Annotated in this window: 12 protein-coding genes and 1 pseudogene; 8 read left to right on the top strand and 5 right to left on the bottom strand. The window is 36.2% G+C overall.

The features are described from left to right. Window positions 1–11 precede the first annotated feature (11 nt). From HBN42_RS10290 to queA, 5 genes and pseudogenes are all read right to left on the bottom strand, one after another. Window positions 12–290 (bottom strand): IS3 family transposase, encoded by a 279-nt coding sequence (locus HBN42_RS10290; protein WP_413251923.1) that lies wholly within the window; start codon window positions 288–290, stop codon window positions 12–14. 59 nt (window positions 291–349) lie between these two features. Continuing rightward, window positions 350–553, bottom strand: a complete 204-nt coding sequence (locus tag HBN42_RS10070; RefSeq protein ID WP_235925330.1) for a hypothetical protein — start codon at window positions 551–553, stop codon at window positions 350–352. A 75-nt stretch (window positions 554–628) separates the two neighbouring features. Then, a pseudogene (locus tag HBN42_RS10065) lies at window positions 629–697 on the bottom strand (helix-turn-helix domain-containing protein); the annotation flags it as partial. Window positions 698–708: 11 nt separating this feature from the next. Beyond that, window positions 709–912, bottom strand: coding sequence for a hypothetical protein (locus tag HBN42_RS10060; RefSeq protein WP_235925318.1), 204 nt, complete (start codon window positions 910–912; stop codon window positions 709–711). Between the two features lie 94 nt (window positions 913–1,006). After that, the gene (queA, locus tag HBN42_RS02995) at window positions 1,007–2,035 is read right to left on the bottom strand and encodes a tRNA preQ1(34) S-adenosylmethionine ribosyltransferase-isomerase QueA (RefSeq protein ID WP_165993591.1); all 1,029 of its coding nucleotides are present in this window, start codon (window positions 2,033–2,035) and stop codon (window positions 1,007–1,009) included. Window positions 2,036–2,216: 181 nt separating this feature from the next. Here queA and nagB point away from each other — a divergent pair, with 181 nt between their 5' ends. The 8 genes from nagB (at window position 2,217) to alaS (ending at window position 12,323) form a co-directional block, all read left to right on the top strand. Further along, complete coding sequence (gene nagB, locus HBN42_RS02990; protein ID WP_165993589.1) at window positions 2,217–2,921, top strand: glucosamine-6-phosphate deaminase; 705 nt, start codon at window positions 2,217–2,219, stop codon at window positions 2,919–2,921. A gap of 197 nt (window positions 2,922–3,118) precedes the next feature. Then, entirely contained in the window at window positions 3,119–3,835 is a 717-nt protein-coding gene (locus HBN42_RS02985; RefSeq protein ID WP_165993587.1) for a pseudouridine synthase, read from the top strand. 81 nt (window positions 3,836–3,916) lie between these two features. Further along, the gene (locus HBN42_RS02980; RefSeq protein ID WP_165993585.1) at window positions 3,917–4,852 is read left to right on the top strand and encodes a competence protein CoiA; all 936 of its coding nucleotides are present in this window, start codon (window positions 3,917–3,919) and stop codon (window positions 4,850–4,852) included. 25 nt (window positions 4,853–4,877) lie between these two features. Continuing rightward, window positions 4,878–6,680: an oligoendopeptidase F gene (gene pepF, locus HBN42_RS02975; RefSeq protein WP_165993583.1), complete on the top strand. Its 1,803-nt coding sequence runs from the start codon at window positions 4,878–4,880 to the stop codon at window positions 6,678–6,680. Window positions 6,681–6,791: 111 nt separating this feature from the next. After that, complete coding sequence (locus HBN42_RS02970; RefSeq protein ID WP_165993581.1) at window positions 6,792–7,433, top strand: HAD family hydrolase; 642 nt, start codon at window positions 6,792–6,794, stop codon at window positions 7,431–7,433. Window positions 7,434–7,578: 145 nt separating this feature from the next. Beyond that, window positions 7,579–8,286, top strand: a complete 708-nt coding sequence (locus tag HBN42_RS02965) for an O-methyltransferase (RefSeq protein WP_165993579.1) — start codon at window positions 7,579–7,581, stop codon at window positions 8,284–8,286. A gap of 61 nt (window positions 8,287–8,347) precedes the next feature. Further along, window positions 8,348–9,295: a peptidylprolyl isomerase PrsA gene (gene prsA, locus HBN42_RS02960; RefSeq protein WP_165993577.1), complete on the top strand. Its 948-nt coding sequence runs from the start codon at window positions 8,348–8,350 to the stop codon at window positions 9,293–9,295. Between the two features lie 409 nt (window positions 9,296–9,704). After that, a complete protein-coding gene (gene alaS, locus HBN42_RS02955) occupies window positions 9,705–12,323 on the top strand; it encodes an alanine--tRNA ligase (protein WP_165993575.1) in 2,619 nt (872 codons plus the stop codon). Window positions 12,324–12,329 lie beyond the last annotated feature (6 nt).

Here is a 12,329-nt window from a genome sequence, read left to right as displayed (position 1 = left end):
ACATCTGTTGTCTATTTTTGTAAAGGTGCAGTTGTGTTAAAGTTTCTAGTAATTATATTGTCGGCAATTTTTCCGACTTCACCTTTATATGAGTGGTATTTTTCCTTCGGATGTTTGCCTAATAAGCCTTCTTCATGCATGAGACGTTGAACTCTCTTATGGTTCACTTTGTATCCACGATTAATCAGTTCTTGATAAACTCGTCTAACGCCATATCTACATTTGTTTGACTCAAAAATACTTTTGTTTTCGTTAAGTAACTCTTCGTTTCTTAAAGCAACAACATCTATCTTGCCAATCTCGAAATAATAGGTTGATTTGGCTAGGTTTACTGCTTTGAGAAGATATTTTAAGTGATATCCTTTTTCTTTAAGTTCCTTGACAATTGCCGCTTTTTCGCCTTGAGTAGTGCAGCTTCCTTTTTGTGTCTCAAGGCGATTAATTTTTTTATTGCTCCATTTTCTGTTTTTAAATAGGCTGTTTCAGCTCTTAATATTATTAACTCTTCTCTTTCTGTAGGCGTTAAATCAGCTGGCTTATCCTTTTTATTCATAGGCGGTTCCTTTTTCCTTCGGCGACCTCTTTTAAGGTTCAATCCTTCATACCCTTTTATTTTGTATATTTGAACCCATTTAGACAATAGTCCAGAATCAATACCCGCGTTAATTGCAACACTTTTTTGAGATTCTCCAGACAAGACACGTGCAACTAACTCATATCTTTCTTCAATTGTACGATCCTTAGATGATTTTGAATGTTAAAAAAATCAAAACCATGTATTTCAGCAGTTTTTGACCACTGCACAATTCTTTTTCTAAAGTTTTTTTGTCCAATACCAACTGGAGTCTCTATCCACTGACCTGATTGATACATTTTTACTGCATTTAATTTAAACTTATAATTATATTTCATACAAAAACCCCTTCCACTGGATTAGTCCAGTAAAAGGGGTACGTATCAGAAATCAGTTCTTAGGGGAGCTTTTCTTTGCTCATTTATAATGAACTTATTTGACAAACATGGCATCGCCAAAGCTGAAGAAGCGATACTGTTCTTCAACGGCATGTTTGTAGGCTTCTAAGACAAATTCACGGCCTGCAAATGCAGAAACCAGCATGACCAAGGTTGATTTAGGAAGGTGGAAATTTGTTGAGAAAGCATCAACGATAGTGAATTGGTAGCCTGGTTTAATAAAAATATTGGTCCAGCCAGAATCAGCTTCGATCTTACCCTCAAATTTTTGTCCGATCGTTTCAAGGGTTCTAATGGAGGTTGTTCCAACAGCAATAACATGACCACCTGAAGCCTTTACCTGACGTAGGGTTTGAGCTGATTCTTCAGATAAGCTATAAAATTCAGAATGCATGTCATGTTCATCAACATTTTCAACTGAAACAGGTCTAAAGGTACCAAGACCGACATGTAAGGTGAGGTAGACTAAGTGAACACCTTTGGCCTTGATTTTTTCAAGGAGTTCTTCTGTAAAATGAAGACCAGCTGTCGGAGCAGCAGCAGAACCATTTTCCTTAGCGTAAACGGTTTGATAGCGCTCTGAATCCTCAAGTTTTTCGTGAATATAAGGCGGAAGTGGCATCTCACCTAGACTTTCCAAGACTTCTAAAAAGATGCCTTGATAAGTAAATTCAACAATTCTGCCTCCATGTTCAAGTTCTTCAATGACGGTAGCTTGAAGTCGTCCGTCACCAAAAGAAATCTTGCTCCCAACTTTTAATCTTTTGGCTGGTTTAGCTAAAACTTCCCACTGGTCATTTTTGGTATTTTTAAGTAATAATAATTCAACATGACCATGGGTGTCAGGTTTTTCCCCATGTAAACGGGCAGGTAGAACTCTGGTGTTGTTCATCACTAAGGCATCGCCAGGATTAAGTTCTTCTATAATGTGATCAAAATGGCTATCTTTCATGCTCTGTTTTTTATGATCAATAATCAAAAGTTTTGAACTATCCCTTTTTTTCAAAGGTGTTTGGGCAATCAATTCTTCTGGTAAATCAAAGTCAAAATCAGTGGTATTCATCTTTACTTCCTTTGTTTTTCTCTTCTAGGTATTCTTATCAAATAAATCAACTTAACCATTATAACACTTGCAAAGTCTTGCGTCATTAAAATAAACTATAAAAAAGAGATAATGGCTTGACAAAAATTGGTATATACCATATAATAAAAACATAAGAGGTCTATACCAATAGGGGGTTAATATGAAAATTATTCGTGTGGAAAACCAAGCAGAAGGTGGAAAAATTGCCTTCATACTTTTAAAAGAAAGTTTAGCTCAAGGGGCAAAAACCTTAGGTTTAGCAACAGGAAGTACACCTATAAGCTTCTATGAAGAAGTGGTCAAAAGTCAACTAGATTTTTCAGAAATTACCACAATTAATCTTGATGAATATGTTGGCTTACCAGTTGAGCATGAACAAAGCTATCATTCTTTTATGGCTGCTCAGCTATTTAATCATAAAAGCTTTAAAGAAAATTTCTTACCAAATGGTCTAGCGCAAGATTTGAATCAAGAAGTTAAGCGTTATGATCAGGTTATTGAAGATCATCCTATTGATTTCCAAATTCTAGGAATTGGCAGAAATGGGCATATTGGCTTTAATGAGCCAGGGACTTCCTTTGCTACAAAAACGCATCTGGTAGACTTAGAAGCTTCGACAATTGAAGCTAATAGCCGCTTTTTTGACAGCATTGATCAGGTGCCTAAACAAGCTATTTCCATGGGGATAGCTTCAATCATGGGGGCAAAAATGATTGTCTTACTAGCTTTTGGTAAAGAAAAAGCAAAAGCTGTCAAAGAAATGATTAGTGGCGATATTAGAGAGGACTTGCCAGCAAGTATCCTTCAAAAACATGATAATGTTGTGGTTGTTGTAGACAAAGAAGCAGCATCAGAATTAGAATAAGATCTTCAGATTTAAGACTTGAACCTGCTCAATTCTTAAATCTTTTTTTGTCACTTTCTTGTACTTTTCTAAAGGGTTGGGGGCTCACTTTTTTCGCCAATGGCTGTGCTCACCATAAGATTTCTCTGAGAAATAGTGATTTGACATGGCAGAAAAAGTCTTTTTTGTCTGACTCGGATTTATGCTAAACTAGAGTTATGAGATTAGATAAATTGCTAGAAAATACTAAGATAGGTTCCAAAAATCAAGTCAAAAAGCTGATCAAGGCGAGACAAGTTACCATTGATGGCAGAATAGCCACCAGTGGTCGACAAAATGTTGATTCTGGTATTCAAGAGATTCTGGTTGAAGGTCAGCAGATAAGAGCTTTTCCTGAAGCCTACTATCTGCTTAACAAACCTGCTGGAACGGTTACAGCACGGACGGATTCTAAGCACCAAACAGTAGTAGATCTACTGAGAGAAGATGATAAAAAAGAGGGGATTTATCCCCTTGGTCGCTTAGACCGAGATACTGAAGGCCTAGTTCTTATGACAACTAATGGTCCACTTGGTTTTAGAATGTTACATCCTAAGTATCATGTTAAGAAAAAATATTATCTTGCAGTAAATGGTTTTTTGGGACAAGATGCTGTAGAATTCTTTATGAATGGAGTGGTATTTCCTGATGGAAATGTCTGTAAGCCTGCGCAACTCGAAATAATAGAAGAAGGAGAGGATGTTTCCCTAGCCTATCTGACTATTTCAGAAGGAAAGTTTCATCAGGTTAAGAAGATGTTTCTGACTTATGGCTTGAAACTTATTTATTTGAAGCGTGTTGCCTTTGCTGAATTTGAATTAAGCCAGTTAAAAGTAGGCGATTATCGTCCACTGACTAAGCTTGAAAAAGATAAAATCAAGGCTTATTTAGATTAAAAAAATTTTTTTCTCAGACTTGCAAAAGAAGTGAGTCTTTTTTCGTATAGTTAAGTAAGGACTTATGAAGAAGGAGAAATAATGCTCAGGGCACTTGATGAAAAGGGGAATTTAGTATCATTATTAGAAGGTATTCCTGTTAAACAAAGCTTTACCTGCCCAGCCTGTGCTGGTCAAGTCTTATTAAAAAACGGCAAAATAAAATGTCCACATTTTGCACATCGTCAGCTAAAAAAGTCTTGCTATTTTTCGGAAAATGAATCTTATGAACACCTCTCTTTAAAGGCAAAACTATACCAAAGCTTGATCAAAGAAGGAACTGTAGAATTGGAAAAATTTGATGCCCAGCTTAATCAGGTGGCAGATTTGTGTATCAACCAAAAGCTGATTTTAGAGGTTCAGTGTTCCAGTCTTTCCTTAGAAAAGCTATGCAGCAGAAGTCAGGCCTATTATGCTAATGGTTTTCATGTTTTGTGGCTTCTAGGTAAAAAACTATGGCTCAAAAATCGACTTACTGCTCTTCAAAAACAGTTTCTTTATTTCACAAAGGACTTTGGTTTTCACCTTTGGGAATTGGACTTAGAGAAAAATTTAGTGAGGCTCAAGTACCTTATTCATGAAGATATTTTTGGAAAAGTTGTATTTCTAACAAGATCTACTGCCATAAATAGTGACTTGTTGTCTTTTTTTAGGCTGCCCTATAGGAAAATCAAAAGCAAAGAGTTTGAAGTAAAAATGGATCAAAATCTTGTATTTAAGGTTCAAAAGGCTCTCTTTAGGAAAGAAAAAAGATGGTTGCACTATCAAGAATTGGCTTATCTGAAGGGAGAAAACATTTTGCAAAAGTCATTGGATGCTTATTATCCCCAAGTTAAACCAGTAAGATCTCAAATTGGATTTTGTCAAATACAAAAAGATTTAGAACCCTATTACCAAGCTTTTGAAAAATATTACCGAAATTTATCAAATAAATACGTGCAAACGCTTTATCCCCCCTACTTTTATGTTAAAATATGAAAGAATAGTTTTTAAGGAGGAATATATGACTGATAATAGGAATCATCTGGAAGAAAAATATACTTGGGATTTAAGCACGGTTTTTGCAACGGATACTGCTTGGGAACAAGAACATGAAGCTTTACTTGGAGAACTGGAAAAAGCAAGAGCCTTCTCTGGTCACTTATTAGACTCTAGTGAAAGTTTACTCACTATTACTAACTTTTATCTTGAATTATCACGACGCATCGAAAAAGTTTATGTCTATGCGCAAATGAAAAATGATCAGGATACGACCCTTTCAAAATACCAAGAATTCCAATCAAAAGCCTCTGCTTTATATGCAAAATTTAGTGAAGTTTTCTCTTTTTATGAACCAGAATTTATGGCTTTAAGTCAGGAGAAATACCAAGAATATTTATCAGAGCAAGCTGACTTACAAGTTTATAAACATTTCTTTGATAAGTTGATTCAAAACAAGGAACATGTCTTATCACAGGTAGAAGAAGAGCTCTTAGCAGGCGCACAAGAAATCTTTAATGGGGCAGAAGAAACTTTTAGTATCTTAGACAATGCTGATATGATCTTCCCAACTGTAAAAGATGAAGACGGAAAAGAAGTTGAAATCACTCATGGCAACTTTATTAAGTTGATGGAGTCTAAGGACAGAAGTGTTCGTAGATCTACCTATCAAGCCATGTACAGTACTTATGAACAATTCCAACATACTTATGCTAAAACCTTGCAGACAAATGTGAAGGTACAAAATTTTCAGGCTCGTAGTCATAAGTATGAGTCTGCCAGACAAGCAGCAATGTCTGCTAACTTTATACCTGAGTCTGTTTATGACACTTTGTTAGAGGCTGTTAATAAGCATTTGCCTTTGTTACAGCGTTATCTAAAAATAAGAAAAGAGATACTAGGCTTAGACCAATTAAAGATGTATGACATCTATACTCCTTTATCAGAAGCTAACTTAGAGATCACTTATGATCAAGCTATTGAAAAGGCTGAAAAAGTTTTGTCTGTTTTAGGTAAGGATTATTCTGATCGTGTTCACCGTGCCTTTAGTGAACGTTGGATTGATGTTCATGTTAATAAGGGAAAAAGATCAGGTGCCTACTCAGGTGGATCTTATGATACCAATGCCTTTATGCTCTTAAACTGGCAAGACAATCTTGACAATCTCTATACCCTTGTGCACGAAACCGGCCATAGCCTTCATTCAACCTTTACTCGTGAAAGCCAACCTTATGTTTATGGAGATTACAGTATTTTCTTAGCTGAAATAGCTTCAACAACAAATGAAAATATTTTAACAGAAGCCTTATTAAAAGAGGTGAAAGATGAAAAAGAAAGATTTGCTATTTTAAATAATTATCTGGATGGTTTCCGTGGAACGATCTTCCGTCAAACACAGTTTGCTGAGTTTGAACATGCTATTCATCAAGCTGATCAGAATGGTCAGGTATTAACTAGCGAATTTTTGAATAGCTTATATGCTTCCTTGAATGAAAAATATTATGGATTAGCTAAGGAAGATAACCATTATATCCAGTATGAATGGGCTCGTATTCCGCATTTTTATTATAATTATTATGTTTATCAATATGCTACAGGTTTTGCAGCAGCTAGCTTTTTAGCCAATAAGATTGTTCATGGCAGTCAAGAAGATATTGATCATTATTTGAATTACCTGAAGGCAGGAAACTCAGACTATCCACTAGAAGTCATTGCAAAAGCAGGTGTAGATATGACTAAGGTAGATTACTTGAACCAAGCCTTTGATATCTTTGAAGAACGCTTGAAGGAATTAGAAGAGCTTGTAGAAAAAGGTGTTCACCTGTAGAAAAGAGTAAGAGGATTTGCTCTTAAAAAGATTTAGACCATTTAGTGATTGCAAAAACTGTAACACAGGTCATCAAGGAGAAAAAACAAAGGGCAAAGACTGGGGTAAAAAATGGGAAAATATGTCATTTTTGATATGGATGGTGTGATTGTTGATTCAGAGTACACCTTTTTATCCAGTAAAACACAGATGCTTTTAGATAGAGGGATTGATACCGATCAAAGCTATCAATACCAGTTTATGGGGACAACCTTTGCTTATATGTGGACAGTCATGAAAGAAGAATGTCGCTTAAAAGATAGTATTGAAGAATTGATAAATGAGATGAATCAAAGACGAGAAGAAATGATCGCTAGGGATGGTGTAAGGGCGGTAAAAGGAGCTATCTCTTTAATCAAATACTTGAAAGAAAAGGGCTATGAGCTAGCCCTAGCTTCTTCCTCTCCTAAGGCAGATATTGAACGTAATCTAAGAGAGTTAGGTATTTCTGACTATTTTCAACATCTTGTTAGTGGTGAGGAAGTGGAGCATTCAAAGCCTCAACCAGATGTTTTCTTGAAGGCAGCAGAATTATTAAGAGCAGATCCCAAGAACTGTATTGTTTTTGAGGATACAAAAAACGGTAGCCGAGCTGCCAAAACTGCTCAGATGACCTGTATCGGCTTTGCTAATCCAGATTATCCTCTACAGGATCTATCAGCCTGTGACTATATTTTCAATGATTTTAGTCAATCTTACGATTTGTTTGACTAAAGCTTAAAATGATGTGAAGAATCATTGCTTCTGACATTTTGGGGAAGAAATAGCTTTTAGAGTAAGTCTCAACCTTTACTCCAGGCTAAAATCTTTTAAAATGAAACTCTAGCAATGCCTAGAGTTTTTTTATATAATATGACTTATGGTTAAATCTTATAGTAAAAATGCAAATCATAACATGCGTCGTCCTGTTGTCAAAGAAGAAATACTTGCTTACATGCGAAGTAAGCAGGAGCAAAACTCAGGTTATCTAGCTGAATTAGAGACTTTTGCTAGAAATGAAAATATTCCCATTATTCAACATGAAGTTGTGGCTTATTTTCGGGTTTTAATTAAAGCCTTAGCTCCCAAAAGAATATTGGAAATTGGAACAGCCATAGGTTTTTCAACACTGTTATTGGCTGAAAATGCTCCGAATGCTGAAATTATCACTATTGACAGAAATCCAGAAATGATAGACCTAGCCAAAAAGAATTTTGCTAAATATGATAGAGCTGGCAAAATTACCTTACTTGAAGGAGATGCTGCTGATTTATTGAAAAGGTTAGATCAGCGTTTTGATTTTGTCTTCTTAGACTCTGCCAAGTCTAAATATATTGTTTTTTTACCAGAAATCCTAAAACGTTTAGAAGTAGGCGGAATCATTATTATGGACGATGTATTCCAAGGAGGCGATGTTGTAAAATCATTAGAAGAGGTCAGAAGGGGACAAAGGACTATTTATCGAGGTCTGCATAAACTCTTTGATGCTACCTTGAATAATCCAGGTCTATCTTCAAGTCTGATCCCACTTAGTGACGGACTTTTGATGATTCGGAAAAACCAAGAGACAATTGACATACCGGATTAAGTAATGTTTAAGAAAATATGATATAATGACTTAGTTAATGAGAAAAGGAGTTCATAATTATATGAAAAATACAAAAAAAATTGTTACAGGGTTTGTAACCCTTGCATCAGTTATAACCCTTGCAGCATGTCACTCAACTAATGAAAATACAAAGGTAGTGACGATGAAAGGTGACACGATCACAGTTACTGATTTTTATAATGAAGCCAAGTCATCAAGTGCTGCGCAACAATCAATGTTAAGTCTCGTTTTATCTCGCGTATTTGAATCAGAATATGGTAAAAAAGTTTCAGAAAAAGAGGTTGAGAAATCTTATAATAAAACAGCAGAACAATATGGTTCATCATTTTCTGAGGCTTTAGCTCAAGCAGGTTTGACCACTGACTCTTATAAAAAGCAAATTCGAACAACAATGCTAGTTGAACATGCTGTTAAAGAGAAAGCTAAAAAAGAATTAACTGACGAAAATTATAAAAAAGCCTTTAAAGACTATACTCCCAAAATGACTGCCCAAGTGATTGTTTTAGATGATGAAGCAGCAGCTAAAAAAGTTTTAGGAGAAACAAAAGCTGAAGGTGCAGATTTTGCAAAAATTGCTAAAGATAAAACAACTGCCACAGATAAAAAAGTTGACTATACTTTCGATTCAGCAGATACCAATCTTCCATCAGAAGTCATTAAGGAAGCTGCAAAGCTAAAAGAAGGTGACAAATCAGAAGTTATTACTGTTATGGACGGTGCAACTTATCAGAAGAAATTCTATATTGTTAACCTCAACAAAAAAACTGATAAAAAAGAAGATTGGAAAGAATACAAGAAACGTCTGAAAGAAATTATCTTGGCAGAAAAGACTAAGGATACAAAATTCCAAAACAAGGTAATTTCTGATACCCTAGAAAAAGCAAATGTTAAGATCAAAGACAAGGCCTTCGCAAACATCTTATCTCAATTTGCTTCAGACAAGAAAAAATCAAATGACGCCCTTAAATCTTCAGTAGGTAATAAATAGAGTTTTGGTTTGACCAGAAAGAAAAAAGACTGTATAATGAACAAGTTGAGAATTATAATTTCAAATGTTTGATTTAGAAAAGTGACGGGTGCTGCAAGTCATGGAAAACAGATCTTATATGCTACTCAACTTAAAAATTTAAAAAATAAAGAGAATGACAAGTTCATTGAATAGAGGTGGTACCGCGGTTTTCGCCCTCTGTGATTTGGACTTGTTTTATTTTTTTACCTGTGGAATTCACTTTAAAGAAAGGAACTGAGATCGAAAATAGAAAAGCAAAGTGCAGTCTTAAGATTCTTTGTGACTAGACTCTTAACTGTAAAATCTGACGGAAGCTTTTATTGAACAAAGCTAAGTAAGGGTTTTTGACTTTTAGAAATGCATTTTCGATCCCTACATCTTATTAATTATGAAACAAATGACATCTGCTCAAATTCGCCAAATGTGGTTGGATTTTTGGAAATCAAAAGGACACTCAGTAGAGCCTTCTGCTAACTTAGTACCAGTAAATGATCCTACCTTGTTATGGATTAATTCCGGCGTTGCGACTCTGAAGAAATATTTTGATGGTTCAGTTATTCCAGAAAATCCACGGATAACCAATGCCCAAAAATCAATTCGAACAAATGATATTGAAAATGTTGGGAAGACAGCTCGTCACCATACTATGTTTGAAATGCTAGGGAACTTTTCTATTGGTGATTATTTCCGTGATGAAGCCATTGAATGGGGATTTGAACTGTTAACAAGTCCTGAATGGTTTGATTTTCCTAAAGATAAACTTTACATGACTTATTATCCAGATGATCATGATTCCTATAATCGTTGGGTTAAAATGGGAGTAGAACCAAGTCACCTCATTCCACTAGAAGAAAACTTCTGGGAGATTGGTGCTGGTCCTTCAGGTCCTGATACAGAAATATTCTTCGACCGTGGTGAAGAATTTGATCCTGAAAATATTGGAATTCGTTTATTAGAAGAAGATCTGGAAAATGATCGTTATATTGAAATTTGGAATATTGTTTTGTCACAATTTAATGCTGATCCAGAACTTCCAAGATCTGAATATAAAGAATTACCAAATAAAAATATTGATACCGGTGCCGGTTTAGAACGTCTGGTTGCTGTTATGCAAGGGGCAAAAACAAACTTTGAAACCGACCTCTTCATGCCAATTATTGCCGAAGTTGAAAAGCTATCAGGAAAAACTTATGATCCTGATGGTGACAATATGAGCTTTAAAGTCATTGCTGACCATATACGGGCACTTTCTTTTGCCATTGGTGATGGTGCTCTTCCTGGAAATGAAGGCCGTGGTTACGTGCTTCGTCGCTTGCTTCGTCGTGCTGTTATGCATGGTCGTAAATTAGGCATCAAGGAAACTTTCCTCTATAAATTGGTGGCAGTTGTTGGTCATATCATGGAGTCCTACTATTCAGAAATTTTAGAGAAAAAAGATTTTATTGAAAAAATTGTAAAGCGTGAAGAAGAAACCTTTGCCAGAACTATTGATGCAGGTTCAGGTCATCTTGATCAGATCTTAGACCAATTAAAAGAAGCTGGCAAGGATACTCTTGAAGGTAAAGATATCTTTAAACTATATGATACCTATGGTTTCCCTGTGGAATTAACAGAAGAAATGGCAGAAGATGCCGGTTATAAAATTGACCATGAAGGTTTCAAAGCTGCTATGAAGGAGCAGCAAGATAGGGCGCGTGCTGCTGTTGTCAAGGGTGGTTCTATGGGTATGCAAAATGAAACCTTAGCTGGAATCATAGAGCCTTCTGAATTCTCTTACCATGAAGAAACCTTAGATGCCAAGTTGTCTGTTATTGTTGTGGACAATGAACGTAGTGAAGTCGTTTCGGAAGGTCAGGCCTTGCTGGTCTTTGACCGTACGCCTTTTTATGCAGAAATGGGTGGTCAAGTTGCTGACCATGGTTACGTTAAAGATAGTAAGGGTCGGGTTGTTGCTAAGGTCATTGATGTGCAAAAAGCACCAAATGGTCAATCCTTACATACTGTAGAAGTTTTGGCAAGTCTATCCTTGGATAGTGTTTATACTTTAGAAATTGATCATAAGCGTCGTTTTGCTGTTGAGAAAAACCATACAGCGACACATTTACTTCATGCCGCTCTTCACAATGTTATTGGTGAGCATGCCACACAGGCTGGTTCTCTCAATGAAGAAGAATTCTTACGTTTTGACTTTACCCACTTTGAAGCTGTCAGTGCTGATGAATTGCGCCGTATTGAAGAAGAAGTCAACCAACAGATTTGGAATGCTCTCCCAATTAAAACCATTGAAACAGATATTGAAACTGCTAAATCAATGGGGGCAATGGCTCTCTTTGGTGAAAAGTATGGTAAGGTGGTTCGTCTTGTAACCATTGGTGATTATTCTGTCGAACTTTGTGGTGGTACTCACCTTTCAAATTCATCAGAAATTGGCATCTTTAAGATTGTTAAAGAAGAAGGTATTGGGTCAGGTACACGTCGTATTCTTGCTCTTACGGGTAAGCAAGCCTTTGAAGCTTATCGTCGTCAAGAAGATGCTCTTAAAGATATTGCTGCAAGCATCAAATCACCACAGCTTGATCAGGTGGCAGGAAAAGTGCAGGTTTTAAATGAACAGGTTCGTGATTTACAAAAAGAAAATGCGGAACTAAAAGAAAAGGCTGCAGCTGCTCAAGCAGGTGATATCTTCAAAGATGCTAAGGAAGTTAATGGAATCACTTATATTGCTAGCCAAGTTTCAGTTTCAGATGCTGGAGCTCTTCGTACCTTTGCTGACCAGTGGAAACAAAAGGATTATTCAGATGTCTTAGTTTTGGTAGCAGCAATTGGTGAGAAGGTTAATGTTCTTGTAGCAAGTAAGACTAAAGCTGTTCATGCTGGAAATATGATCAAGGTTCTTGCACCACTTGTATCTGGTCGTGGCGGTGGTAAGCCTGACATGGCTATGGCAGGTGGGTCTGACGCAAGTAAGATAGACAAATTACTAGAAGAAGTAGCTCATCATTTATAAGAATCA

The sequence above is a fragment of the Streptococcus catagoni genome (assembly GCF_011421425.1).
Lineage (GTDB): Bacteria > Bacillota > Bacilli > Lactobacillales > Streptococcaceae > Streptococcus > Streptococcus catagoni.
This window is presented reverse-complemented; position numbering and strand designations above follow the sequence as displayed.

Coding starts and splice junctions, on each gene's coding strand:
- HBN42_RS10060 (WP_235925318.1), bottom strand. CDS start 912: ATGAAATATAATTATAAGTTTAAATTAAATGCAGTAAAAATGTATCAA.
- HBN42_RS02980 (WP_165993585.1), top strand. CDS start 3,917: ATGCTCAGGGCACTTGATGAAAAGGGGAATTTAGTATCATTATTAGAA.
- HBN42_RS02965 (WP_165993579.1), top strand. CDS start 7,579: ATGGTTAAATCTTATAGTAAAAATGCAAATCATAACATGCGTCGTCCT.
- pepF (WP_165993583.1), top strand. CDS start 4,878: ATGACTGATAATAGGAATCATCTGGAAGAAAAATATACTTGGGATTTA.
- queA (WP_165993591.1), bottom strand. CDS start 2,035: ATGAATACCACTGATTTTGACTTTGATTTACCAGAAGAATTGATTGCC.
- HBN42_RS02970 (WP_165993581.1), top strand. CDS start 6,792: ATGGGAAAATATGTCATTTTTGATATGGATGGTGTGATTGTTGATTCA.
- HBN42_RS02985 (WP_165993587.1), top strand. CDS start 3,119: ATGAGATTAGATAAATTGCTAGAAAATACTAAGATAGGTTCCAAAAAT.
- nagB (WP_165993589.1), top strand. CDS start 2,217: ATGAAAATTATTCGTGTGGAAAACCAAGCAGAAGGTGGAAAAATTGCC.
- HBN42_RS10070 (WP_235925330.1), bottom strand. CDS start 553: ATGAATAAAAAGGATAAGCCAGCTGATTTAACGCCTACAGAAAGAGAA.
- prsA (WP_165993577.1), top strand. CDS start 8,348: ATGAAAAATACAAAAAAAATTGTTACAGGGTTTGTAACCCTTGCATCA.
- alaS (WP_165993575.1), top strand. CDS start 9,705: ATGAAACAAATGACATCTGCTCAAATTCGCCAAATGTGGTTGGATTTT.